General features: G+C 68.1%; 21 protein-coding genes. 4 read left to right on the top strand and 17 right to left on the bottom strand.

Annotation, left to right across the window (positions count from 1 at the left end; all coding sequences use genetic code 11):
* Positions 1-54: 54 nt before the first annotated feature.
* From ACTOQ3_RS05900 to wrbA, 5 genes are all read right to left on the bottom strand, one after another.
* On the bottom strand, positions 55-1,251 hold the full coding sequence (locus tag ACTOQ3_RS05900; RefSeq protein ID WP_440082391.1) for a sensor histidine kinase: 1,197 nt from the start codon (positions 1,249-1,251) through the stop codon (positions 55-57).
* 258 nt (positions 1,252-1,509) lie between these two features.
* Positions 1,510-1,965, bottom strand: a complete 456-nt coding sequence (locus ACTOQ3_RS05895) for an HIT family protein (RefSeq protein ID WP_440082390.1) — start codon at positions 1,963-1,965, stop codon at positions 1,510-1,512.
* A gap of 105 nt (positions 1,966-2,070) precedes the next feature.
* Entirely contained in the window at positions 2,071-3,231 is a 1,161-nt protein-coding gene (locus tag ACTOQ3_RS05890) for an acyl-CoA dehydrogenase family protein (protein WP_440082389.1), read from the bottom strand.
* A 27-nt stretch (positions 3,232-3,258) separates the two neighbouring features.
* Positions 3,259-3,777: a MaoC family dehydratase gene (locus tag ACTOQ3_RS05885; protein WP_362693245.1), complete on the bottom strand. Its 519-nt coding sequence runs from the start codon at positions 3,775-3,777 to the stop codon at positions 3,259-3,261.
* Between the two features lie 149 nt (positions 3,778-3,926).
* Positions 3,927-4,592: an NAD(P)H:quinone oxidoreductase gene (gene wrbA, locus ACTOQ3_RS05880; RefSeq protein ID WP_440082388.1), complete on the bottom strand. Its 666-nt coding sequence runs from the start codon at positions 4,590-4,592 to the stop codon at positions 3,927-3,929.
* Between the two features lie 196 nt (positions 4,593-4,788).
* Here wrbA and ACTOQ3_RS05875 point away from each other — a divergent pair, with 196 nt between their 5' ends.
* Positions 4,789-5,484 (top strand): TenA family protein, encoded by a 696-nt coding sequence (locus ACTOQ3_RS05875; RefSeq protein WP_440082387.1) that lies wholly within the window; start codon positions 4,789-4,791, stop codon positions 5,482-5,484.
* A 63-nt stretch (positions 5,485-5,547) separates the two neighbouring features.
* Here ACTOQ3_RS05875 and ACTOQ3_RS05870 read toward each other — a convergent pair whose 3' ends face one another.
* From ACTOQ3_RS05870 to ACTOQ3_RS05850, 5 genes are all read right to left on the bottom strand, one after another.
* Entirely contained in the window at positions 5,548-6,015 is a 468-nt protein-coding gene (locus tag ACTOQ3_RS05870) for a VOC family protein (RefSeq protein ID WP_440082386.1), read from the bottom strand.
* 9 nt (positions 6,016-6,024) lie between these two features.
* Entirely contained in the window at positions 6,025-6,600 is a 576-nt protein-coding gene (locus ACTOQ3_RS05865) for a hypothetical protein (protein ID WP_440082385.1), read from the bottom strand.
* Between the two features lie 302 nt (positions 6,601-6,902).
* Positions 6,903-7,910: a YihY/virulence factor BrkB family protein gene (locus tag ACTOQ3_RS05860; RefSeq protein WP_440082384.1), complete on the bottom strand. Its 1,008-nt coding sequence runs from the start codon at positions 7,908-7,910 to the stop codon at positions 6,903-6,905.
* Positions 7,911-8,624, bottom strand: a complete 714-nt coding sequence (locus tag ACTOQ3_RS05855; protein WP_440082383.1) for a DUF3618 domain-containing protein — start codon at positions 8,622-8,624, stop codon at positions 7,911-7,913. It abuts the gene before it with no gap.
* The gene (locus tag ACTOQ3_RS05850; RefSeq protein ID WP_440082382.1) at positions 8,621-9,019 is read right to left on the bottom strand and encodes a phage holin family protein; all 399 of its coding nucleotides are present in this window, start codon (positions 9,017-9,019) and stop codon (positions 8,621-8,623) included. The genes ACTOQ3_RS05855 and ACTOQ3_RS05850 overlap by 4 nt, the downstream gene beginning before the upstream one ends.
* A gap of 462 nt (positions 9,020-9,481) precedes the next feature.
* Between ACTOQ3_RS05850 and mads6 the strand changes: the two genes are divergently transcribed.
* Entirely contained in the window at positions 9,482-11,170 is a 1,689-nt protein-coding gene (gene mads6, locus ACTOQ3_RS05845) for a methylation-associated defense system protein kinase MAD6 (RefSeq protein WP_440082381.1), read from the top strand.
* A gap of 109 nt (positions 11,171-11,279) precedes the next feature.
* Here mads6 and ACTOQ3_RS05840 read toward each other — a convergent pair whose 3' ends face one another.
* From ACTOQ3_RS05840 to ACTOQ3_RS05830, 3 genes are all read right to left on the bottom strand, one after another.
* The gene (locus ACTOQ3_RS05840; RefSeq protein WP_440082380.1) at positions 11,280-11,423 is read right to left on the bottom strand and encodes a hypothetical protein; all 144 of its coding nucleotides are present in this window, start codon (positions 11,421-11,423) and stop codon (positions 11,280-11,282) included.
* 101 nt (positions 11,424-11,524) lie between these two features.
* Positions 11,525-12,463: a diacylglycerol/lipid kinase family protein gene (locus ACTOQ3_RS05835; protein WP_440082379.1), complete on the bottom strand. Its 939-nt coding sequence runs from the start codon at positions 12,461-12,463 to the stop codon at positions 11,525-11,527.
* A gap of 111 nt (positions 12,464-12,574) precedes the next feature.
* Entirely contained in the window at positions 12,575-15,355 is a 2,781-nt protein-coding gene (locus ACTOQ3_RS05830; protein WP_440082378.1) for an immune inhibitor A domain-containing protein, read from the bottom strand.
* A 191-nt stretch (positions 15,356-15,546) separates the two neighbouring features.
* Between ACTOQ3_RS05830 and ACTOQ3_RS05825 the strand changes: the two genes are divergently transcribed.
* Positions 15,547-16,908 (top strand): FAD-binding oxidoreductase, encoded by a 1,362-nt coding sequence (locus ACTOQ3_RS05825; RefSeq protein WP_440082377.1) that lies wholly within the window; start codon positions 15,547-15,549, stop codon positions 16,906-16,908.
* Positions 16,909-17,017: 109 nt separating this feature from the next.
* Positions 17,018-18,784 (top strand): protein kinase domain-containing protein, encoded by a 1,767-nt coding sequence (locus ACTOQ3_RS05820; protein WP_440082376.1) that lies wholly within the window; start codon positions 17,018-17,020, stop codon positions 18,782-18,784.
* Positions 18,785-18,886: 102 nt separating this feature from the next.
* On the opposite strand, the gene ACTOQ3_RS05815 is transcribed toward ACTOQ3_RS05820, so the two are convergent.
* From ACTOQ3_RS05815 to ACTOQ3_RS05800, 4 genes are all read right to left on the bottom strand, one after another.
* The gene (locus ACTOQ3_RS05815) at positions 18,887-21,823 is read right to left on the bottom strand and encodes a metallophosphoesterase (RefSeq protein ID WP_440082375.1); all 2,937 of its coding nucleotides are present in this window, start codon (positions 21,821-21,823) and stop codon (positions 18,887-18,889) included.
* Entirely contained in the window at positions 21,816-23,171 is a 1,356-nt protein-coding gene (locus ACTOQ3_RS05810) for a coproporphyrinogen-III oxidase family protein (protein WP_440082374.1), read from the bottom strand. Before ACTOQ3_RS05810 ends, ACTOQ3_RS05815 begins: the two co-directional genes overlap by 8 nt.
* Positions 23,172-23,208: 37 nt before the next feature.
* Positions 23,209-23,619, bottom strand: a complete 411-nt coding sequence (locus tag ACTOQ3_RS05805; RefSeq protein WP_440082373.1) for an NUDIX hydrolase — start codon at positions 23,617-23,619, stop codon at positions 23,209-23,211.
* Positions 23,620-23,683: 64 nt separating this feature from the next.
* A complete protein-coding gene (locus ACTOQ3_RS05800) occupies positions 23,684-24,313 on the bottom strand; it encodes a cytidylate kinase family protein (protein WP_440082372.1) in 630 nt (209 codons plus the stop codon).
* Positions 24,314-24,554: the final 241 nt, after the last annotated feature.

Genomic DNA, 24,554 nt, shown 5'->3' with positions numbered 1-24,554 from the left:
AGACATCGCCTGTCAACTTTTCGGTAGGGGGAAAGGTTCGGACCAGGCGCGGGCTCAACGGGCGGAGACACCCGGATGGTACTTGGGCAGACGGACGCTGACCTTCGTTCCCGCCCCCTTGGCCGTCTCCGCCACCAGGCCGTACTCGTCACCGTAGACCTGGCGCAACCGCTCGTCCACGTTGACCAGCCCCACTCCCCCGGCCCCCGAGCGCTCGTCGGCGTCACCGGCCAGGATGCGGCGCAGGCGGTCGGGCTCCATGCCGACGCCGTCGTCCTCCACGCTGATCCGGCACTCGGCCCCGGCGTCCTCGGCGACGATCGAGATGCGCCCGACCCCGGGCTTGCTCTCCAGCCCGTGCTGGACCGCGTTCTCCACCAGGGGCTGCAGGCACAGGAACGGCACCGCGACCGCGAGCACCTCGGGGGCGATGCGCAGCGTCACCTGGAGCTGATCGCCGAAGCGGGCCCGCTCCAAGGTGAGGTAGCGGTCGATGGAACGCAGCTCCTCGGCCAGCGTGGTGAACTCCCCGTGCCTCCGGAAGGAGTACCGGGTGAAGTCGGCGAACTCCAGCAGCAACTCACGGGACCGGTCGGGGTCGGAACGGACGAAGCTGGCGATGGTCGTCAACGAGTTGTAGATGAAGTGCGGGGAGATCTGCGCGCGCAGCGCCCGGACCTCGGCCTCCATCAGACGCGTCCTCGACCGGTCCAGCTCGGCCAGCTCCAGCTGCGAGTCGACCCAGTTCGCGACCTCGTGGGCGGCCCTCACCAGACCCGCCGAGGCGTGCCCGCCGTACGAGGCGAGAGAGCCCACCACCCTGCCGTCGGTGGTGAGCGGCACCACCACGGCGAACCTGATCGGGCACTCGGGAAGGTCGCACGAGACGACCTCGGGGCCCAGGACCCGGGTCCGGCCCCCGGCGAGCGTCTTGGCGGCGTGGGCGAACGCCTCGCGGGCGTGGTGGTCGCCCTCACCGTCGTAGACCAGCAGCCGCTCCTCGTCCGTGATCGCCAGCGCCGGGGAGCCCAGCAGCTCCCGAAGATGGCGGGACGCCTTCTGCGCCCCCGCCTCGGTCAGCCCCGCCCGCAGCGGCGGCGCGGCCAGGGAGGCGGTGTGCAGGGTCTCGAACGTGGCCCGCTCCGCGGGGCTGCTGCCCAGCTCCCTGCGCCCGCGCAGCACCCGCCACAGCACCAGGGCGGGTACGCCGACCAGGGCGGCGACCAGCAACACGGCAACGAGGGGTTCCACGCTCCGGACCTTATACGCCCGGCCACGCCCGCGCCTCACCCATCGGGATCACACCCTCTTTCCACATCGGAACGGGGTTGAACAGGATCTTCCATGCGGTGCGAGGTGCTCTGGACACGAGAGGAACACCCGGCCAAGCCCCTTTACATTGTAGATCAAGATGATGCGCCACCCTGCGGGCGGAGACGGCCGGACGCTCATCGCCGAGCCCCGTGCCCGGCCGGTGAAACCGGTGCCGGAACGTGGGCGGGACGGTTCTCAGGGCCGCTCGGTCCCCACCGGCAGGGCCTCGCGGATGCGGCGGGCGTAGGACTCGGCCTCGGCGGGGTCCTCGTATTTCGTACGGGGCCAGAAGAAGCCGCGCAGGCCGTCCTTGCGGTTGCGGGGAACGATGTGGGTGTGCAGGTGCGGGACGCTCTGGCTGATCCGGTTGTTCATCGCGACGAACGTACCGGCCGCCTCCAGGCCCCGCTCGACGGCGGCGGAGAGGGCGCGGACGCGCTCGAAGAACGGGCCGACCATCGGTACCGGCAGGTCCGCCAGCGTCTCGACGTGGGTCCGCGGGACCACGAGGACGTGGCCCCTGAAGACCGGCCGCGTGTCCAGGAAGGCGGCGGCCACGCCGTCGGAGAGGACGACGTGGGCCGGTCGCTCCCCGGCCGCGATGGCACAGAACAGACAGCCCTCACCTGGTACCACTTCGGAAACCGGCATCACGTCAGGATAGGAGACGCCGGGCGGCCCGCACGATCCCTCGGCGGCGTGAGAGCGGGGCCGTGTCACCGGGCACCGCCGGATGTCACCGGGCGTCACCGGGCGTCACCAACCGAGCTTGGCCGCGCCCGAGATGAGGGACCTCGCGATGACCATCCGCTGGATGTCGTTGGTGCCCTCGCCGATGGCCATCAGGGGCGCGTCCCGGTAGAGGCGTTCGAGGACGAACTCCTGCGAGTAGCCGTAGCCGCCGTGGATCCGCATCGCCTCCGTGGTGGCGCGCAGCGCGACCTCGGAGGCGAAGTACTTGGCCATCGCGGCCTCGGAGTTCACCGCGCCGCTCTCGGAGCGGACCGCCGCCCAGTAGGTCAGCAGCCGGGCCGCCTGGATGTCGGTGGCCATGTCGGCGAGCTTGAGCTGGATGGCCTGGAAGTCCGCGATGGGCCGCCCGAAGGCGTGGCGCTCGCGCGAGTAGCTCAGCGCGGCGTCGTAGGCGCACTGGGACAGGCCGACCGCGCGGGCGGCGATGTTGATCCGGCCGAGCTCCAGGGCCGACAGGGCCTGCTGCATGCCCCGCCCCTCGGTCCCGCCGAGCAGCGCCGACACCGGGACGCGCACGTCCTGCAGCACGATCTCACAGGTCTCGGGGCCCTTGTAACCGAGCTTGGGCAGGTCGCGGCTGACGGTGTACCCGGGGGTTCCTGCCTCGACCAGGAGCAGGGACATGCCGCGGTGCGCGGGGTCGGTGACGGAGGTCTTGACCAGGACGGGCATCGGGTCGGCGTGCCTGGCGTTGGTGATCCACGTCTTGGTGCCGTTGATCACGTAGTGGTCGCCGTCGCGGACGGCCCGCGTCTGGATGCCCTGCAGGTCGGTGCCCGCCGCGGGCTCGGTCAGCGCGATGCCGGTACGGCGGGCGCCGGTGGCCAGGTCCGGCAGGTAGGCGTCCTTCTGCTCCCCGGTGCCGTACCTGGCGATCATCCAGGCGGCCAGGGAGTGCGAGCCGAGCACCCCGGCCACGCCCATCCATCCGCGGGCGATCTCCTCGAAGACCAGGGCGAACGACACCCGGTCCAGGGCGAGCCCGCCGTACTCCTCGGGGATCGTGATCCCGAACAGCCCCATCTCCTTGAAGCCCTCGACGATCTCCGTGGGGTAGCGGCCGGCCCGCTCCCACTCGGAGGCGACCGGCACGATCTCCTTGTCGACGAACTCCCGCAGGGTCCGGCGGAACAGCTGCTGCTCCTCGTCGAGCTCGAAGTCCATCACGGGGTCCTTTCCGCGAAGCGGCCGTCAGGGGGTGAGCGGACCGGTCCTGGCCCGCGGGAAGTAGTTCTTGTCCTGCGGCGCGTCGCGGCGGTAGACCATCACCGCGCGGCGCCAGGACATGACCTCGTCGCCGTCCTGGTTGAGGCCGCGGGTCTTGCAGGTGACGATCCCGGCGTAGGGCCGCGACCGCGACTCCCGCTTGTCCAGCACGATCGACTCCGCGTACAGGGTGTCGCCCAGGAAGACCGGGTGGGTCAGCCTGATCTCGTCCCAGCCGAGGTTCATCAGGGCGGTCTGGCTGACGTCGATCACCGAGATGCCGAGCACGATCGCCACGGACAGACCGGAGTTGACGATGATCTTCCCGACCGGGGCGCGCTCGGCGAAGTGGGCGTTGAAGTGATTCTGGTTGGTGTTCATCGTCAGCAGGGTGAACCAGGTGTTGTCGGCCTCGCTGATCGTGCGGCCGAGCGGGTGCTGGTAGACGTCGCCGACGACGAAGTCCTCGTAGTACCGGCCGAGGCCGGGTTCGTGCACGGTCACGGTCTCTCCCCTGGACGCCGGGACCTCGACGCTAATCGTCCGGTGTTTCGGCGGTCAATGACCTGCTCCGTGCCGGTTTCCGGGTAGGCCGATACGGCCGGTCGGCGAGGCCGCCCCGGTCACCCGGCGATCGCGGGGGAACGCCGCCGTCAGGGCAGGCGCCCGCGGAGGAACGCCGAGGCGACCTCCACCACCCGCCGGGCCTGGAAGTCCATCGCCTCCAGCTGCACGTCGCCGGGCGGGATGGTGCCGTTGTCGGAGGTGTGGCTGGTGCCGTAGGGGTTGCCGGCCCGGAACTGGACGGGGTCCGCGTAGCCGGGCGGCACGATGATCGCCCCCCAGTGGTAGAAGGTGTTGTTCATCGCGAGGATCGTGCTCTCCTGCCCGCCGTGGGCCGTCGAGCTCGCGGTGAACGACGAGACGATCTTGTTGACCAGCAGGCCCTGGGCCCACAGCCGGCCGGTGGTGTCGATGAACTGCCTCATCTGGGCGGTGGGGTTGCCGTAGCGGGTGGGCGTGCCGAACAGGAGCACGTCGGCCCACTCCAGGTCCTCCAGCGAGGCCTCCACGACGTACTGGGTGGCCGCGGCGTGGGCGGCCCAGCCCTCGCTGGACGCGATGGCCTCGGCCGGCGCGAGCTCCCTGACCTTGCGCAGGCGGACCTCGGCACCGGCCTTCTCCGCCGCGACGGCGGCCGCCTTGGCCAGCGCGAAGACCGTACCCGTGGCCGAGTAGTAGATGACGGCGGCGTTGACGACCGGTTCGGTCAGGACCTCTTCGATCGCCGCGTCCCCGGTCAGGGCCTCTTCGGTCACGGCCTCACATCCCTCCGGGTGCCCTTTCGGGATCGTCCTGCCGGAACGTGCCCGACCATCCCCTGAAGAACCCGTCCTGCCCTGCAAAGACTCCTTGACCTGGGTGATCGCGGAATGCGCGGGACCGCCGCGCGCCGGGCCCCGCGGGGCTAGCATTCACGCTGATCGAGATGCCGAGATCGCGAGAAGAGGCCCCGTGGAGCAGATCCCCTACGACGAGTGGCGCGCGAGTGCCGTCGATCCCGCCTTCAGCGAGTGGATGCGCTCGCTGAGCGAGCCGGAGTGGACGGCGGTGGTGAGCCACCCGTTCGCCGCCGCGATCACCCGGGGTGACGTCCCCGACGACGACATGCGCCGCTACCTGGTCCAGGACTTCCAGTTCGTCGACTCCTTCACCGCCCTGCTCGGGGCGGCCGTGGCCTGCGCGGACAGCTTCGAGTCGCGGGTGCCGTTCGGCCAGTTCCTGGGCGAGATCGCCACCACCGAGGAGCTGACGTACTTCCACCGGGCCCTCGCCGCCCTCGGCGCCACCCCCGCCGAGATGACCTCCCCGGAGCTGGAGCCGGTCACGGTGGACTTCCGCGCCCTGATGGACGAGGCCAGGACCAGCCTGGACTACCCGCTCGTCCTGGCGGTGCTGTGCGTGGCCGAATGGTCCTATCTCGGCTGGGCCTCCCGCGCCGAGGAGCCGCTTCCTGACAACTTCGTGCACCGCGAGTGGATCGAGCTGCACGAGGGCCCGGCCTTCCGCGCCTGGGTGCACTTCCTGCGCGACGAGCTGGACCGGCTGGGCCCCGGGCTGGACGAGGAGGGACGGCTGCGCGTGCTCGACTTCTTCCGCCGCGCCGTACGGCTGGAGCTGCGCTTCTTCGACATGGCCGCCGGTTCCTGACCCCTCGCCCCCGGACCGGGCACGTCGGACGGCCGCCCGCTTCCACCTCCGGGACGGGACCTCTCAGTCCCGGTCCCCCTCGGGGGCGGGAGCGGGGGCCTGGCCCTGATAGACGCCTCCGGCGCCCACCTGGGCGGCGTGGACCTCCTCGTCCGGGGCGTACAGGCGGATCTGGACGCCGTCGGGGTCGGCGAAGCCCATCGCGTGGCCCGCGGAGGCCCGGAAGACCGGGCTGTGCGGGACGCCGAGACCGTCGAGACGGGCGACCCAGTCGTCGAGCCCCTCGCGGGTGACCTGGAGCGCGAAGGGGTCGGCGTCGAAGAGCACCCTGGCCAGGTCGGGGTTCTCACGCAGCGCGATCTGGAAGGCCGCGCCGGGGACCGTGAAGCTCATGCCCCTGATCACGCCGTCCTCGTCCTGGAAGCTGGTGTGGTGCTCCAGCCCCAGGACCCGTTCGTACCAGGAACGGCTCCGCTCCAGGTCGCTCACCCAGATCTTGAGGTGGTGCACACCGGTCAGTACGGCGTTCAACTCGTCTCCTCAGGGTGCCTGCGTCGTCGTGACGGTCGTGGTGAAACGGTGCTCGCAGAATCTCTCCCGCGCCTGCGCCCGGCTGAAACCGCGCTCGGACTCCTCCCTGTCGAGTCCTTCGAAGCTGTCGAAGCCGAGCCTGGCCGCGGCCTTGGCCTCGGTGCCGGGCGCGAGGCGGGTCGTGAAGACGATCCGCCCCCGGTGCGGGACGTGGCTTCCGGCGGCACACCAGACGCCGTCGGAGCGCTCGCGGCAGCGCAGGACGGAGCTCCGCCCGCCGGCGCCGTCGAGCAGCACCGCCCGGACGCCTCCCCGCGCGCCCTCGGGGAAGCGGCCCCCCACCCAGAAGGCGCCCCAGTAGGGGGCGAAGGAGGGGGTCCAGGTCATGGAGTAGTCGAGGGTGTAGGAGACCCGGCCCTGCGAATCGGGGCGCGGTGCGGCCCCGGCCGTCAGCTCGATGCCGATCAGCGGCTCGCCCTGGCACTTCCTGGCGGCGGTGACGCAGCTGGCCTGGGCCTGCGGCAGCGGGGACAGGGCGGCCGCGATGAGGGCGAGGCCCGCGGCGACCCCGAGAGCACGGCGCATGAGATCTCCTGTGTCCTGCCCCGAGAATCGTGTCCTGCCCCGAGAACATCGTGTCCTGCCCGAGAACGCTACATGCGCACGCCTCCGCGCGCGTCCGAGATCAGCATAGTTCGCCCTTCCGGGCCGCAAACGGGTACCCGGCGGGGACATCGGTCACGGGAAGGTCCGGGTGGGCGGAGAGGAGGGGGTCCGCCGCCCACCCGGAAACGGTCAGATTACCCCGACAGACATGAGTTTGGCTCGCTTGCACGCACAGGCATCGGCCGGATCTCCGGTGACCTCCCCGTTCCACCGGCACCCGGTCAGCCTTCGCCGGGACCGGGAAGGGGGCCGTCCTCCTCCTCCGCCTCGTCCCTGGGCTCGGCGTACGGCTCGCTCTCGGGCGGATGGCCTCCGGCGATCTGGCGTTCCCGCATGAGTTCGGCGTCGAACTCGGCGCCCAGCAGGATCGCCATGTTGGACAGCCACAGCCAGATCAGGAACACCGCGACGGCGCCGAGCGTGCCGTAGGTCTTGTCGTAGGAGCCGAAGTTGGCGACGTAGGCCGCGAACCCGGCGGAGACGACGACCCAGAGCAGCACCGCCAGCAGCCCGCCGGGGCTGATCCAGCGGAATCCCGGCTGGCGGACGTTGGGCGCCGCCCAGTAGAGCAGCATCACCAGGCCCGCGGCGATCAGCACCAGGACCGGCCACTTGGCGTACCCCCAGACGGTGACCGCGGTCTGCCCGACTCCCAGGGCCTCGCCCGCCAGCTCGGCGAGCCTTCCCGTGAAGGTGACGGCCACCGCCGCGGCGGCCATCAGGACGACGACCACCAGCGTCAGCCCGACCCTGAGCGGGGTCAGCTTCCACAGGGGGCGTCCCTCCCGGATGTCGTAAATCGCGTTTCCGGCCCTGATGAAGGCGGCGATGTAGCCGGAGGCCGACCAGAGGGCGACCAGCAGGCCGACGATCGCCAGGAGGCCCCTCGTGCCGCCACTGCCCCGCACCTGTTCGACCTGGTCCCTCACCAGTTGCGTGACGTCGCCGGGGGCGAGCGCCGCGACCTGGGCCAGGATCGTGGAGATCACGTCCTGGCCGACCAGGCCGAGCACGGACACCAGCACGATCAGGCCGGGGAAGATCGACAGCACCGCGTAGTAGGTGAGGGCCGCGGCCCAGTCGGGCAGGCCGTCCCGCTGGAACTCCAGGACGGTCCGTTTGAGGACCCCCCACCATGCCCCCCGGGGCAGTTCCGAGGGAGTCTCGGGGACAAGGGCGAGCCGCCCCCGCGAATCGCCGGGGGCGGCCCTGCCGGTGCTGCCGGTCATCTACTTCTTCTTGCCTCGCCGCAGCACGCGGAAGACGACCAGGACGAGCGCGGCGACCGCCGCGATCGTCACCACCGGGCGCTTGCCCGCCTCGGTCGTGACCCTGTTCGCCGCGTCCTTGATCTCGACGGGAGTCACTTCCTTGACCCGGCCGACGACCTCGGGGGCCGCCTCCCTCACCCGCCCGACCATCTCGGGAGCCGCCACCTTGACCCGCTCCACCATCTCGGTGGCCGTGGTGGCGGTCGCCGCCCCCGCCTTGCGCAGGTCGTCGCCCACCTGAGCGGCGGTCTCCTGGAAACGGCCCTTGACGTCGGTCTTGTGCACCAGTGCCTCCACTGTTTCGCCCAGTTCGCGGCGGGCGTCCTCGATGTCCCGCCGCACGCTCTCCGTGTCGTTCCCGTCGTCTCCGACGGTCTTGCCGTCCCCCCTCACGCCGCCGGTGGCACCGGTGTCGGCGTACGGGGTGGTCGTCGCCGCAGTGTCCGGGGCGGCGGCGAGCGCCGCGCCCTCCGGGAGCCGGGGCGTGCCGTCACGCTCGGACCCGGTGACGCCGAGGTCCTCGCGGGGCGTGCCGTCCGGCTGGTTCGGCGGGATGTTCAGCGATCCGCTCTCGTCCGGCGTTATCGGCTCGTCGACGCCCTTCCTGCGGGATCCGGTGGTTCCGGCCACGGCCTGGGGCCGCTCGGGTCCGCCCGGGTCTGTCTCAGTCATCGGTGCGCCCTCTCTTTCACCGCGTCGATGTCGTCCTTGACGCTCTCGATGGTCCGTTCGGGGGTCGGCGGGGCGGCCTCGGCGACCTGGCGCTTGCCGAAGAACCCGAGCGCGCCGGCCATGACCAGCAGCACCCCGCCCACGAGCGCGGCCGCCGCCCACGGGGGCATGACCTGCGCGAGAAGCAGGATCACCGCGGCGACCAGGGCACCGGCCCCGAACAGGGCCACCACTCCCGCCCCGCCGAACAACCCCGCGCCGATTCCCGCGTGCTTGCCCTTCTCCGTCAGCTCGGCCTTGGCCAGGCGCAGCTCGTCCCTGACGAGACGCGAGACCTGCTCCGACATCTGCCGGATCAGCTCGGACGTCGGCAGTGATTCCTTGGTGTTGGTCATGGGCTGCCTCCTCCCCTACAGGAAAGGACGTCTACCCTCTCCTCCCCCGGCAAACATGGGCCTCGCTGCGATGATCACAGGGGGATGCGGGGACGACACCGTGCCGTGTCGCGCGGCGAACCACTCCCCGGCCCGCGTTTCGCACACCTTCGGGCCCGGGGGCTCACGACCGGCCGCCGGCCGTGCCGCGGCCCCCGTTACCGTTTCACCGACCGTTCGCGAGACGACCATGACGAACAGCGTGCTCACCGGCGGCACCCGGGGCATCGGCCTCGGCACGGCACGGCAGGGGCGTTCCTGGAGCGTGGGACACGTCGATCACGCCTCGCGGCCGGGACTACGCCATGATCATAGGGAGGCCCGCGTGTCCCAGTGGTGGAAAAGTAGAGGTACGGGCGAAGATGAGCCTCTTGGGATGGTGCGTGGCACGATGAGCGCGATCAGAAAGGCGGCACGCTAGAGATGGCACAGATCGTCGGCGGCGGAAGCCCGGTCAACGACGCCGAGCGACGGGTCATCGCGCATCTGCGAGACAACGCCCCGGACGACTGGCTGCTGCTGCACAACATCGAGGTGCCCCGCGGGGACGACACCTTCGAGGTGGACGTGATCGTCCTGACCGGTCACTCGCTCTGCGTCATCGACGTCAAGGGCACCCGCGGCCGGATCGAGGTCGCGGGAACCCGCTGGTTCCCGCAGCGGCGGGAGGCGTTCGGCTCTCCCGTCGCCAAGCTGCGCGGCAACGGGCGCGCGCTCAAGGGCCTGCTCACCCAGGAGCGCCGCGAGCTGGACCGGGTCTACGTCGACAGCCTCGTGGTGCTCACCGGGACCGACGCGGAGCTGGTCGACCCCGCCGGCCGCGACTCGCGGCACGTCACCGACCTCGCCGGGCTGATCGGCACGCTGGGCGACGCCTCCCGCGTCAGGCGCGGCCACACCACGGACACCGCGCCGTACGGCACCGCGATCATCGAGGCGCTCAACGGGAGCGTGCGGCGCTCCACGGCGCCGCCGCGCTTCGGCAGCTGGGTGGTGGAGGAGCAGCTGGGCGGCGACAACCGGGTCACCGAGTACCGCGCGATCAACGCGACGGTCCCGGGCAGCGAGACGGTCCTGCTGCGCGTCTACCGGGCCGACCCGCTGGCCGAGGAGGAACCGAGGGCGGCCGAGCGACGGCTGATCACCAACGCCTACCAGGCCCTCACCAGGATTCCCCCGCACCCGTGCGTGGTGCGGGCCCGTGACTTCTTCGCCATCGACGACGAGAGCCGGTTCGTGCTGGTCCTCGACGACGTGCACGGACAGGCGCTGCACCTTCACCTCACCGCCTCCCCGTCCACCCTCTCCACCGCCGCCCGGCTGGACGTGGTGGAGGACATGCTGCTGGGCCTGGCCCACGTGCACGCCAACAACGTGATCCACCGGGCGCTCAGCCCCGCGTGCGTGCTGGTGACCGAGGAGGGCCGGGCCATGCTCACCGGGTTCGACTACGCCAAGCCGGGCCCCCGCGCGCACACCGTGGCCAGCGAGCTGCCCAACGTCCTCGACACCCATTACGCGGCTCCCGAGTGCCAGGCCATGCCGGAGCGGATGACGGCCGCCTCCGACGTGTACGCGGCCGGGGTGATCGCCTTCCGGCTGCTGACCGGGAGGCTTCCCCCGATCACCCCCGACGCCGAGCCCGCCTCCGGCGAGGCGCCCGTGGAGGTCCCCGTGGAGGTCATGGACCTGCTGCGGCGGATGCGCGACCACGCGACGAACAAGCGTCCCGGCGCGGCCGAGGCCCTGGCCGACCTGCGGCGGATACGGCGGCCCCGCCCGCCGGAGCCCGCCGTGCCGGACCTTCGTCCCCAGGACCTCCGGCCGCGGCACCTCGGCCACCCGCAGGTTCCGGCCATTCGGGAGGTCGTCCCCGAGTTCCCCGGCGTCCCCGAGATCCCTGAGATCCCTGAGATCCCCGCCACGGAGGGCGCCGGCGTGGCGGACACCGGGCGGCCGGAGGATCGCGGGCCGGAACACCACCCGCGGGACGCCGGCCCGCGGGCACCCGCGCGGCACGAGGACGAGCACCACGAGGGCCTGCCGGCGCCGGAGCCGCTGCTCGACAGGCTCCGGACGAGATTCCGGCGTATCACTGGAAAACAGCCGTAAAGATTTACCAGAAAGTAGACGCGAACCGGCCGCCCGCCCGGCCGACGGCCGTGCGGGGGCCGGGCCCGGGCTCTCGGCCGGGGCCCTGGCGCGCCGCCGGGCGGCGGGGTCAGTGGCGGGTGTGGCCGCCCCGGAAGCGGGCAAGGAGCCCGCGCAGCTTCTGCTGGTTGCGCGGGTCGCGGGCCATCGTCTTGGCCTTCTCCATGTGCCGCTGTCCCTGCGGGGTGCGCAGATAGTTTCGAATCCGATCCATCAGCGATGCCATGGTGTCCTCCATCTGTCGGAAACCTCCGACTACCCGCTGAGACCGGTTCCAATCACCGCCGCACCCGGCTCCCCGGGGCCGCACCGGGCTCAGGAGTCGACGAAATCGTCCGGGACCATCACCCGCAGGCCGTTGGGAACGGTGCGGATCATGATGGGGGTCATCAGGCGGACCTCACCGTCGACGTCGGCGGCCATCGGCGGGTCGGTCTCCAGGTACATCTCGCGCCCCACCACGAAGGGGCCTCCCGCCAGGCTGCGCCAGCGGCCGCTGCCGGCGCGGACCATGGTCTCCAGCAGCAGGCGCAGGCGCTTGCCCGAGCCGAGCTGGTACGCGACCAGGCGGCCGTTGTCGATGCTGATGTCCCTGGCGACCTGCCAGCCGCCGTGGAAGCGGCCGTTGGCGATGTTGAGCTGGTGGGTGAGCAGCTCGTGGCGGCGTCCGTCCACGGTGAGGAAGGCCCGGAACGGCTGGTGGCGCGGGAGGATCGTCAGGGCCGTGAGCGGGTAGGCCGCGCGGCCGAGCAGACGCTTCACCCCGTGCCGCACCTTGCCCGCCACCTCCACGGAGACCCCGAAACTGGCCAGGTTGGCGAACTCGCGGTCTCCGGCGACGCCCAGGTCGATGTCGGCGACCTTCCCGGTGCGCAGGACCCGGATGGCTCCGGCGAGGTCGAGGGGGACGCCGAGGCTGCGGACGAAGTTGTTGGTGGTGCCCAGGGGCAGCACGCCCAGGGCGACGTCGCGGTGGGCGACGTGCTTGACGGCGGCGCTGAGCGTGCCGTCGCCGCCGCCCACGACGAGCAGGTCGGGCTCGTCGGCCAGGGCCTCCTCCAGGGTGGCGCGCAGGCGCTTGGTGTCGACCACCGGCAGGAAGCGGATCGAGCCGAACCCCTCGGCCCGCAGCGCGCGGACCACGGCGGAATAGTGGCGCCGGCCGCGGCGCGAGCGCGTGTTGACGACCACGCAGACCCTGCCCTTGGTCCGGATGGCCTCGGTGTGCTCGGCCTTGCTTCGAAGCTCTCCCACGCTGCCCCTATCCGATCGGGTGGTTGCCCGTTCAAATGGTAGGGCCCCGCCGTCGGTGACGGCGGGGCCCCGGGGCCCGTGGGCCCTCATCCGCCCGCTGGGCGGGGTGATCTACTCCTTGGGCGGGGTGACCTGCACGATCGCGCCGAGATCGCCCGGGAACGGGGTGACCAGCTTGAGCTTCACGCCCAGCGCCTTGCCCTCGTCACCGGGGTTGCCGGAGCCGAGGACGTGGCCGTTGCCCATGTCGGTCCCGTACAGCTCGGTGGCCGGGGTGCCGTCGGCGTTGACGACCCGGGTGCTGTAGGGCTGGTCGCCCTTGGAGGGGACGACCGTGGAGGCGTCGAAGTCGCGGTAGAACAGGCTGGTGCCGCGCGCCTCGAACCCGGGGTACCAGGTCTTGGCGTCGGTGAACTCGGAGACGCCCTTCTGCGCGGCCACCTTGGTGCAGTACTCGCTGAAGGGCTCGCCCGGCCCCTCGAAGCACTCGGTGAAGGGGTAGGTCTTGGAGAAGGAGAAGGCGGCGTTCGAGGTCTGCACGCGGCCGTTCATGTTCTTGAGCGTGGTGGGGTCCTTCTCGGCCGCCGCGCCGGTCCGCCGCAGCGGGTCGAAGTGGGAGTCGACGAGGAGCAGGCTGCCCTTGGAACCGATGCTCGGCGCCAGTTCGAGGTTGTTGGCCAGCGAGTTGTTGGTGTAGTTCGAGTCGCGGAACCACACGAGCAGGCCGGGGGCGTTGTACTTGACCTTCTCCACCTTCCACGCGCCCTCACGCGAGTAGTTGGTGGTGTAGGTGTACTGCAGGCCCTTGTCGAACCCGTCGAAGTTGCGCCACTCGGCCAGGTAGAACCGGGAGACCTCGCGCTTGCCGTCGTTGACGACCCAGCCCGCGCCGGTGGTGCCGTTGAAGGTGCCGCGGCCGGCCGTCCAGCCGGTGGCGCCGCTCTCCAGGTCGTCGCTCCAGACGGTCTCGGCGCCGTTGGTGAGCGCGAAGTCGTCGACGTGCCAGCCGCGCGGGGTGAAGGCGGCGTCGGTGTTGTAGGTCAGGCGCAGCTTGACGGTCGTGCCGGCGAACGGGGCCAGGTCGACGTAGTCGTGCCGCCAGCCGTCGGTGTTGCCGGTGAGGCCGTACTTCTTGCCGCCGAACGCCGCGAGGTTCTTGTTGGGGTCGGTGTAGCCGTCGTCGGTGGAGACCAGGGCGCCGCCCTCGGTGTAGACCTTCTGCTGGGCCCAGGTGGTGCCGCCGTCAGTGGAGATCTCGACGAAGCCGTAGTCCCAGTCCTCCTCGATCTCGTAGTTGTTCCACATCCAGAACTTCAGGTCGGTCCCGGCGGGCACCTGGACGTCACGGCCGATCTTGACGTTGGCCCACTCCTGGTCGAAGTTCGACCAGAACGTCTTGGTGCCGCTGTGCGGCTCGACCATCGTGACCGGGGCACTGGTCAGGTTCACCCTGACGCCGTCCTGGGTGAGCTTGGGCGTGCGCGAGGCCTGGCCGATCGTCACGAGGCCGGCGCGGTCGCCGGGGTTGAAGACCTTGGGGTTGGCCCAGCCGAGGATCCACTTGCTCCAGATGCTCATGTGGGAGGGCATCGACTGGAAGATCGGGCCGCTGTGCGAGCCGCTGGACATGAGGTCCCAGAAGTCGACGGCCGAGGAGGCCTGGCCGCTGGTGTCGTAGAGGTCCGGCAGGCCCAGGTCGTGGCCGTACTCGTGCGCGAAGACGCCGACGCCGGAGTCCTCGGGCTGCACGATGTAGTTGGAGATCTTCACGTTCTTACCGGGCACCTGGTAGCCGCCGGCCACCGCGCTGGAGTGCGCCCAGATCGCGTAGGTGCCCTCGGCGCCGCCGTCGGAGGACTTGTCCTTGCCCGCGTGGACCAGGACCAGGTGGTCGACCACGCCGTCGGGCTCGGCGAAGTTGCCGTCGCCGTCGGCGTCACCGACGTCCTCGATGTCGTAGTCGGCCCAGGGGAAGTCCGGGTCGGTGGCGACCAGGGTGTTGACCGCGTCGATGGCGAGCTGGCCGGCCCCGAGCGGGTTGTCCGGGTGGCCGCTCATGTCCTGCACCGGCTGGCCGCAGGCGCGCGCGCCGTAGTAGGCCTCGGAGTGCGGGACCTTGATCCACGGGCTGGCCTGCCCGGTGACCGTGTAGGCGCCCTTGGACATCTCCTCGTACATGTTCTTCATGGTGTGGCCGGAGATGTCGATGCCCTTGCGGCCGTCCCGGGGGTCGGTCAGGTCGGTGCGGACGCGCTGGGTGATGCCCTGCTTGGTGTAGAGCATCTTGTTGAAGTGGTCGGGGCTGAAGTCGGGCACCCAGAAGCTGTTGTTGTCCTTGTGGGACAGCGTGGCCGGGTTGGGGATCTTGTTGTGCAGCGGGCCGTTGAGCAGCGTGCCCGCCGGCTCGGTGACGCACTCGGCCGGGTCCTCGCTGTTCACGTCGGCCGGGCGGGAGAAGCCGGAGAAGTCGTCGTCGGCCTTGTCGTTGAACTCCACCAGCAGCGTGAGGAGCTTGGCCGTCTTGACGGTCTTCGACTTCTTGAAGAGGAAGTCCGCCGGGTTGGTCCCCGTCCTGATCGCCTGGGCCTCACGGGCCGCCAGCACCCGCGCGGCGACGGGGTTGCCCGCGGAGTACTTCTCGGCGATCTTCTTGGACGGGCTGACCTTGCGCGCCTTCGCCGACGGCACGGCCGGGTCGTCGACCTCCGGCTCGTCCCTGGGGGGCGCGTAGTTGATGTAGTAGTCGGCCGCGGTCGGCTGGTACCGCGCGACCGAGGTGTCGCTCTCGGCCGACGCACCGCCCACGGCCAGTCCCGTGACGGCCAGGCCGAGCACGGGGACTATCGCGAGGAAACGCCTGCCGGCGCCTCCTCTGCTGACTCTGCCGGACAACGTGTCCCCTTCCCTGCGCCCGGGTTGGCCGGACGCGTCCCACTCACCGGCCCGCCGTATGAGCGCGCCGAACCGGGAGATTAGACGAGAAGGTAAAGTTAGAGTCAAGAGCCCAAATGATGTTGTGAAACTGCAATAAAGCATGTTTTGTCCGGAGAAGGCATGTTGGGACAGGCCGTACAGTCCAACGTGTGACCGCTATCTCCGAACTCGTCGCAGCGCTCGCACCGGAGAAGGTGCTGACCGATCCCGACGTCACCGACTCCTACGCGCGGGACCGCACCTTCCTGGAGCCGGGGAGACCCCTCGCCGTGGTGCTGGCGCACACCAGGGACGACGTCGTCGCCGTGATGAGGTGGGCCACCGAGCACCGGGTGCCGGTGGTGCCCAGGGGTGCCGGGACCGGCCTGGCGGGCGGGGCGACCGCCGTCGAGGGATGCGTCGTGCTGGCGCTGCACAAGATGGCGGCCATCAGGGAGCTGTCCCCCGCCGACGAGACGGCCGTGGTCGAGCCGGGCGTCATCACCGCCGACCTGGACCGGGCCGCCCGCGAGCACGGGCTGATGTACGCCCCCGACCCCTCCTCGTACGAGATCTCCACCATCGGCGGCAACCTGGCCACCAACGCGGGCGGGCTGCGGTGCGTGAAGTACGGCGTGACCCGTGACTCGGCGATGGGCCTGGAGGTCGTGCTCGCGGACGGGCGGGTGATCAACACCGGCCGGCGCACCGTGAAGGGCGTGACGGGGTACGACCTGACCGGGCTGTTCGTCGGCTCCGAGGGGACGCTCGGGGTCATCACCGCGGCGACGGTACGGCTGCGCAGGGCCCCGTCGGTCTACCCGGCGACGATCGCGGCCGAGTTCACCTCCCTCAGGGACGCCGCCGCCGCCGTCTCGGCGATCATCGCGGCCGGCTGCCAGCCGTCGCTGATGGAGATGCTCGACCGCAACACGCTCAAGGCCATCGACGACTGGCGCAACATCGGGCTGGAGGAGTCGACCCGGGCGATGCTGATCGCGCAGTCGGACGCGGTGGACGGCCCCGCGGTCTCCGAGCGCATGGCCGAGCTCTGCACCGCCAACGGCGCGGCCTTCGTGGCGGTGTCGTCGTCGGCGCAGGAGGCCGAGGAGCTGATCGGGGTCCGGCGGATGGCCTACCAGGCCAAGGAGCGGCTGGGAAAGTGCCTGGTGGAGGACGTGTGCGTGCCGCGTTCCCTGCTGCCGCAGATGATCGAGAAGATCGAGGCGATCGCGGTCAGGCACGACGTGCTGATCACCACGGTCGCCCACGCGGGCGACGGCAACCTGCACCCGGTCTTCATCTTCGACCACGCCCTGACCGAGCCGCCGCCGCAGGTGTGGGCTGCGGCCGACGAGCTCTTCAGGGAGACCCTGGAGATGGGCGGCACGCTCACCGGCGAGCACGGCGTCGGGCTGCTGAAACGGCGCTGGCTGGCGCTGGAGACCGGGCCGGTCACCGAGGAGATCCATCACGGGATCAAGAAGGTCTTCGACCCGCTCGGCATCCTCAACCCCGGCAAGGCCATCTGAGCGGGTTTCCGCGCCGCGGCAGATCTCTATCGGCACTCACGCTGGTAGCGTTCTGCCTCACATAAAACAATTTTTCGGGATTTGTTCGGGGTTCGTTTCGGGGGAACACATGACAGAGCCGCTCACCGGGGAGGATCCACCGCGGCTGGGCTCGTTCGAGCTGATCGGACGGCTCGGCGAGGGTGGCCAGGGGGTCGTCTACCTCGGGCGGGGGCCCGGGGGCGAGCAGGTCGCCGTCAAGCTCCTGCACCACGGGCTGACCGGCGATCCCGAGGCCAGGGCCCGCTTCCTGCGCGAGGTGTCGGTCGCGCAGCGGGTGGCCCGGTTCTGCACCGCGGCCGTGCTGCACGCCGACCTCGCCGGCAGCCGCCCGTACATCGTGAGCGAGTACGTCCCGGGACCGTCCCTGCGCCTGCTGGTCGACCGGGAGGGGCCCCGGCGCGGCGCCTCCCTGGAGCGCCTCGCCGTCAGTACGGCCACCGCGCTGTCGGCGATCCACCGCGCGGGCATCCTGCACCGCGACTTCAAGCCCGCCAACGTGCTGATGGGCCCCGAGGGCCCGGTGGTGATCGACTTCGGCATCGCCAGGGCGCTGGACTCGCCGGGGATGACGGCGACCGGGGTGGCGATGGGGACCCCGTCCTACCTCGCGCCCGAGCAGCTCGGCCCCGGCGAGGTGACGCCCGCGGCCGACGTGTTCGCCTGGGGCGTCACGATGGTCTTCGCCGCGACCGGCACGCCCGCGTTCGGCCAGGACTCCATCGCCGTCGTGATCAACCGGATCCTGAACGCGCAGCCCGAACTGGGCCCGCTGGAGGGGCCGCTGCGTGACCTGGTCGCGGCCTGCCTGTCCAAGGACCCGGCCCGGCGCCCCACCGCCGAGCAGCTCGTCAGCCACCTGATGGGCTCGGGTCCCACCACCCCGGTCCCGCGCCCGGCCGCCTTCCCCCTCCCCGCTACCGGTTCCGCGCCCGGCCCCGCTATCGGCCCCGGACCGGAGCAGAGCGGATCACGACGGAACAGCCGGGAGCCCGGCGGGAGGAAGGCGCCCCGGCCGGTGGGGCTCCTGCTCGCCGGGGTGGCGGTGGTGGCCGCGCTCGGCGTGGCCGCCGGGACCGTGGCGCTCCTCCAGGACGACGGTAAGGCCGCGGCGGCGCGACCGGTGGCGACCTCCGCCGTGTCGGAGGCCGCGGATCAGGAGCCGACGCTCATCCCCGACGTCGTGGAGGAATCTCCCCAGCCCTCGGAGCCGGCCCCGGAGGAGGAGACCGAGACGGTCGCCGCGATCACGCCCCATCCGTCCCGGCGCACCTCCCAGCCGGCCGGGGATCCGTACCCCGCCACGGGGAAGCCGACGCCGAAGCCGAGCGGATCCCCCTCGCCGACCCCCAGGCCGACGGCCACCACCGCCAAGCCGACCCCGTCCGCGAAGCCGACGACCACGCCGCGGCCGAGCGGCACCCCCAAGCCCTCGTCGTCTCCGAGTCCGACCTCCAAGCCCACCACCGCGAAACCGACGGTGCAGCCCACCGCCACCCCGAGCCAGAGGCCCAACCCCTACACGGCCACCGGCGTCTGCGGGAGCGGCTACAAGGTGGTCGCCTCCAGGGCCCTGGGCCGCGCGGCGACCGTCCATCTCCTCTACAACACCGCCCAGGGCAGGAACTGCGTCGTCACCATGTCCAGGTACGTGTTCCCCTCCAAGATCGCGATGAACGCGATCCTCCAGGTGAAGGGCGGCTCCACCGCGAGCAACTCCGGCAGGTTCACCGTCTACGCGGGCCCCGTACGGCTTCCCGCCGCCGGGAAGTGCGTCATCTGGGGCGGCTCGCACGGGTCACTGTCGTGGAAGAGCGGCTGGAGCCACTGCGGCTGAGCACGGGCGAGTGTCGCACGTTTCATCGCTTCTCATTGCCTGTCATGTCTTCCAGAGCATGTCGGAACAGATGCGGTGCTTGGCTGAGAAACGGATAGATCCTCAGGAATCCGAGCATGCGGCGGAATGCATCGCCTGCAGTTCGAGTAGGAGATCACTTCCGATGCCGGACCCTTCCCACAATGCTGTCAATGTCATGCGAGCCGTCTCCATATCGTCACCGGTAAGTCTTGTTCCGCGCCAGATCGCGTAGTCGTAGAGCGTGTACAGGTCCAGGTACCGCCGCTGTGGCGCGATGGCCTGATAGGAGGGAGCAGTCATAAGAGAGATCGACCGCTCGCGTGTACGCCCCCAGGGTCGACGGGGATCGGTATCGACAAAGGGCGGGTCCTCACGCCGGTCGATGTCGCCGTAGTAGTACATGAGGTAGCCACGGTTCCACGCGCGCCATTGGGCAGAGGCCCTCGACTCGGCCACGAACCGTTCGAGTCCCTGCCCGTCCCCCAGATGGCACAATCCCCAGAGCAGTGACTGTTGGAGAAACATGTCCTCCTCGCCGGCCACCAGGCGGCGAAGTGACGCTCGCGCGTCGGAGGCGACTCGAGACAACAGGTAGGCGATGAGATTGCCGACGGTCCGGGTCCGCGCCGACCTCCGACCGAACTGCTTGCTCTCTTGATAAGCACTTTCCAGCGCCCGACTGAGATCTGGAATATTCGCCAGGCGTAGCTCGTCGACCAAGAAGTGACGGATCTCAGGTGTGAGGTCGAAGCTGAGGCTTTGCGCGAGGTGCGTAGCCGAACCTTTCATGACCGACTGGGAAACCTCGTCCAGGTAGTGACAGGCGACGAGATACTCGAAGAATGAGTAGTGGACGAATCTTCCCCAAACCCGGCCAGCCACCCGCCATTCATCGCAGATGTGGCCGAGTGCCCGCGCGACGCAGCGAGGCTGGGCACCGAGTTCGGTGGCCACAAGGGCAGTAACCGCGCCCACGCTGAACCGCTCCTCGGACAGCAGTGCTTTGGAGAAGATTACCCAGGCGGCTTCGGTCCAGATCTCCTTCGGTTGCGATGACTGGCGACATCCTGCGGCGGCAAGCGCGATTTCGCTAGTCGTTCCAAGTTTGTCGATATATTCGGCGTAAAGCGTGGAGACGGTTGTGACCGTATCCATACCCGATTGCCCCAGGAACGTGAGCATTCTGGCAAATAGTGGGCGATTAACCATCTGAGTAAGAACGGGAGACTCTCTGATCTCGCCGAGTATCGCGTTCGAGTCGAGAAATCTGGCGATTACCAGCCGGTTGACAAAATCGGCGAACTGTCGATCCAATGTCCACGCGTCGATGGAGAAAATAGAGTCGAATGTGTCGCTCTCCATCGTCTTCGCCAGATTGTCCTCAAACTCTCTGCGCCGACACGTAATGACCAGCGTAAAAGCTTCTCTGAGCCGATTCAGCAGCATGAAGAAGTCGGCTGAAGAGTCGAACTCCGAAAGCGTCTCATCGAGTCCGTCTATGAGCAGAATTGGTCGACCTGTGTACTCGTCCAGAGCACCCCCCAGCGCGAGGGCGAGGTCCGTCCGTGCCGCTTTCCCATCAACGGCGTCGGGAAGCTCTGAGACCCTTATCGCGATTGCGGGGACCCGTTCCCGCAATCGTTGAAGAAGGGCGTACGCCGCGACGCTCTTGCCGCTGCCCGGCTCGCCGAGGATAAGGACCGATCGCTGCGCCGTGATCTCTCCCACTAAATGGTCGACCCCGACGCCGGCCAGATCGCGTGCCTGATCGGTGAACGATGCCGGGACGTAGACACCGCGACCATGCAACTGGGCGATGCTTAAGTCCAAAGGGTAGGCCGTGCGCCGAGCGCCCAAGCGACGAGCCGACCGTTCCGATGCTCGCCACAGCAGTTGCTCCGCCGATGCCTCAGGCGTTTGAAATGCAGACTGCGATCCGCTCTGCCCATGACTTGGCCTCGGTGGATCCGCGCGCTCTCTAATTACATGGTCGGCGAATATCTGCCCGTCGGGAACAACCGCGATGTCCGTCCTGAAATCCGCGTTATGTGGTGTCCAGCGCCTCGGCCATATCCGTAGCCCGATGCGCTGATCAGCACCGACGAATATTGAGCCGACGGAATACCCATAACTGTTCGTGCCTGCCCGGCCCGCGCTGTCGTACTCGTGTACGGCACCCGCCACGACGCGGATGAGTGCGCTGCCACCACCGCCGCTTCCCCGCTCGGAGTTGCCATCGTGAACGTGACCGTAAAGATGGATGTCGACCGACCGGCGAATACGTGCCGCGATCGGGTCACGGTCCCGCAACCAGTCGACAGGATGATGTGTCACGAGGATTAGCACGTCATGCTGGTCCGAAGCGCCTTTCAGGGTTCCGAACTGTGTCAGGCCGAGCTGTAGCCGCTGGAAGTCGTCGTCATCCTGGGAGAGCAGGGCACTGTTGGCGCCGGAAATGCGTACCCTCAGATCATCTCTCGCCTCGATCAGGGTGGTCCAGTAGCCCAGACCAACGGACTCTCCTGTGCCAACGCACTCGCCAAAGTTCTGTGCGAACGCCAAGTAGTTCGACATGCGAGCGCTGAAACGGAGGCGATCATGGCCGCGATCACTGGCGAGAGCATCATCTATCGGCCGATGTGGGGAGCGTAGTTCATCGAGCCAACGCCGGACGTCGTCGTCGCGCGCTATGCTGCGATTGATGTCGTGGTTTCCAGGAACCACTAGAATCGCATCGTTGGCTAGACCAAGTAGGGCTCCCAGCTTGGTGAGGAAGGCGGTCGCTTCATCATACTCTCCGGTGCTCAACGAGCCACCCGAGAATGCTATGTCTCCGCTGACTATTATTTGGTCAACGGGGGGAACTCTGTCGCGCATCCGTCGGATATCGTCCACCAGTGCGTCCAACACATCGTTGCGCTCGGCCGCCCCATGTCCGCCACCGGCCCCGAAATGAATGTCGGACAGATGTATCCAGGTGAGCTTGAACTCGTTGCGGGAAAGCTGAATGCTATTCACTATAGTCGAACTCTCGAAGGCGTCGGCGTACCTCGATACTAAAAAAGCATTGGGTAATGAGGTCGCGGTGTTTGATTCCGGTTTCGGTCAGTGTGACAAGATCATCATTGATGTGGCATAAACCCAGTGATGCCAGCGTTGAGAACTCTCTTTCGAACACAGACAAGGGATCGACACCGAAAAGATCGGCAAACCAGCGACGGTCCAGGGACTGAACATTGAGTGCCACCGCTTTCTGCATCCGCTCTTCGTCGGACATGAGGTAACCATCGGTTACAGGCCACCTGCCGGTGCTGACGGCATCCGCGTACAGATCGAGCGCCCCACGCCTGTCGCGTACCGAATATCCGTTCCGGAAGTCGAGTTCCCATAGATAGCTGCGTGCGCCCGCCCCGAATCCGAGGATGTTCTGCATACCCCAGTGATTGACCTTCTGCAAATATCCGCCGCCACCCTTGACCCACCTCACATGTGTTTCCCGGCGGTAGCCGGCATCTCGCAGAATCTGGTCGGCCATGTCGAAGCGCCGATGGAGGACCCGGCCGTCGATCTGATCGTAACCGCGTCGCTGATAGCCGGTAAACGGGCGCAGCGTAAGGGCGTACGCGCAGATCGTCGGTGGCCCCACACCGACGATCTGCCGGACGGAAGCACACCAGTTTTCATCGGTCTGGTGCTGTAGGCCGTAGATGAGGTCGACGCAGACATTAGAGAAGCCGACAGCGAGAGCTTCCTCAAGTAATCGAAGACCAGCCGCTTCGCCACGTCTGCGCCCGATGTGGATCACTTCTCGCTCAACCATCGACTGATAACCCAAATTAATCCTATTAATGCCCGCGGACTGTAATTCATGGAGCTTCCCGGCGTCAACAGTCGACGGATCAACCTCAAGTGCGGCTTCTGGGGGGATCTGGCCGGGCGTGCTGGAGAAGTGTTCAAGAAGCGTAGTGATGAGCTGCTCGATCTGTTTGGCTGTCAATATGGACGGCGTGCCACCCCCCAGATAGAGCGTCTGTATCCGCTTCTTGCCGGACAGAGGTATATACTTCTCCGCTTCCATCAGCACAGCGTCGACATACCCTTGGAGATCGCGCCGGAGGTCGTTGGTCGTGTAGAGATTGCAGAAGCTGCAGATCTGACGACAGAAAGGCACGTGAACGTACAGGTTCAGATCGTCGAATCGAGCCAGAGACGCCTCGACCAGTCCACTGAATGAGCCGATGGTATCTGACTCGAACGGACGGTAGGTCTGGCGCGGCGGATACATGTATAGGTAATCAGCGTGCGTCTCGGCGTTGATGAGCCGAGTCAGATCTTCGATGGTTGCCTGTTCCAAAAAGACTCGCACTATGCCGAACCTCCGCCCATCCGGTTAAAATACGGTATTAGATATATATCCGTCCCGATGTAACCTCCTCGAGAAAGTTGTGGGTGTTCGGCGAGAGCTCGTCGGCTATCTGGCTGAGTTGCGTCAAGCTCAGATACTCGCAGCGGTCGTGCGTGGCGGGTTCCTGCACCGCAGGGGTGCCGTCAATGATCTGGGCGAGAAACCATGTATAGACCATCATGTAGCCGTCTTCGTCAAAAGATCGGGTTCCGAGTTCCCTAAGAATCTCGACTTCGACGCCCATCTCTTCGCGAACCTCGCGTATAGCCGTCTTGACCGCGTCCTCATTTAGGTCCAGCTTTCCGCCCGGAATCTCCCACTGCTGTCGCTTAACGGTGTTTCGGTGCAGGAATAGGATCTCGCCGTCGGCGTTGGGGATCACGCATCCTGCGAGCTGCAGCTGGTCCATATGCTTCCTTTCAATTGGATATTTTCATTGCTCCGGGACCCCCGAACGGCCCCATCGCATATTGTCAGCGTTTCCCATGATGCGTGTCGCCGGGGAGGCGCTCCAACACGCTGGCCATTAGCGACCGGTGGAACGTGGAGATCCCCTGCCGTGCGGACTCGATCGTTGGCTCCGCAATCAGGTCCGAATTGTCAACGATAAGATCAAAAACTGATCGGTCGGACCGGATGTCCACCTCCAGCAGGGGCTGGAAACGCCGTGCGGTCGACGCATCTTTGTCATCGATCAGCCTTCGGCAGTCGTCCAGCGAGAGGAAAGGGCCGTACGGCTCTTGGGAGACGCGCGCCTTCATCGCGCGAGACTCTTGGCTTGACTCGATCCACACCCGCAGACAGGAAACGCTACCGGTCAGCCAGGGAAGCGACCATGAGTCGAACACCGTGTTGGTGCGTGTCCGAAATGCACTGACCAGCAACTTGTTGACATCGCTGTCGACGGGTTGGCGGTCGCGCCGGTCCTCGATCTCCTGCATTCGAGTCACCCACAGGCTGTTGTCGGGATCATGCTCGATCTCGAGTTGTGCCAGCATCAGCCGACTGGCGGAAACATAGTCGAAACTGAGCCGCCGCGCCAACAGTAAGGCGTGCGTCGTCTTGCCTGCCGCCGTCAAGCCTGAAACGACTATGTTCACCATGACTCAGCCTCCTGCGGCTACCTTGGCAGCCGGTCGGCGAATGAAGACGGGACGTCCCGTTGAGTTTCTGTCCCCTCAAGGTGGCCACAGGTCATCGCAACCTCGGGCCGCGTCCAAGATCCGACGGATGAGAAGACCATCTCGAGATAATCTCCTATTTAAGCAGAAATCGCATCTTTGCAATAGAAGCGTCATCCATTCCTGTTTGGATGCAGCTTTTCGGCGGACGACGAAGATCCCC

Origin of the sequence: Streptosporangium sp. LJ11 (genome assembly GCF_051918945.1) — a bacterium.
Lineage (GTDB): Bacteria > Actinomycetota > Actinomycetes > Streptosporangiales > Streptosporangiaceae > Streptosporangium.
This window is presented reverse-complemented; position numbering and strand designations above follow the sequence as displayed.

Excerpts from the sequence above, each read along its gene's own strand:
- ACTOQ3_RS05895 (WP_440082390.1), bottom strand. The coding sequence starts at position 1,965 with ATGCCGGTTTCCGAAGTGGTACCAGGTGAGGGCTGTCTGTTCTGTGCC.
- ACTOQ3_RS05890 (WP_440082389.1), bottom strand. The coding sequence starts at position 3,231 with ATGGACTTCGAGCTCGACGAGGAGCAGCAGCTGTTCCGCCGGACCCTG.
- ACTOQ3_RS05865 (WP_440082385.1), bottom strand. The coding sequence starts at position 6,600 with ATGCGCCGTGCTCTCGGGGTCGCCGCGGGCCTCGCCCTCATCGCGGCC.
- ACTOQ3_RS05860 (WP_440082384.1), bottom strand. The coding sequence starts at position 7,910 with ATGACCGGCAGCACCGGCAGGGCCGCCCCCGGCGATTCGCGGGGGCGG.
- ACTOQ3_RS05855 (WP_440082383.1), bottom strand. The coding sequence starts at position 8,624 with ATGACTGAGACAGACCCGGGCGGACCCGAGCGGCCCCAGGCCGTGGCC.
- ACTOQ3_RS05850 (WP_440082382.1), bottom strand. The coding sequence starts at position 9,019 with ATGACCAACACCAAGGAATCACTGCCGACGTCCGAGCTGATCCGGCAG.
- mads6 (WP_440082381.1), top strand. The coding sequence starts at position 9,482 with ATGGCACAGATCGTCGGCGGCGGAAGCCCGGTCAACGACGCCGAGCGA.
- ACTOQ3_RS05840 (WP_440082380.1), bottom strand. The coding sequence starts at position 11,423 with ATGGATCGGATTCGAAACTATCTGCGCACCCCGCAGGGACAGCGGCAC.
- ACTOQ3_RS05820 (WP_440082376.1), top strand. The coding sequence starts at position 17,018 with ATGACAGAGCCGCTCACCGGGGAGGATCCACCGCGGCTGGGCTCGTTC.
- ACTOQ3_RS05805 (WP_440082373.1), bottom strand. The coding sequence starts at position 23,619 with ATGGACCAGCTGCAGCTCGCAGGATGCGTGATCCCCAACGCCGACGGC.
- ACTOQ3_RS05800 (WP_440082372.1), bottom strand. The coding sequence starts at position 24,313 with ATGGTGAACATAGTCGTTTCAGGCTTGACGGCGGCAGGCAAGACGACG.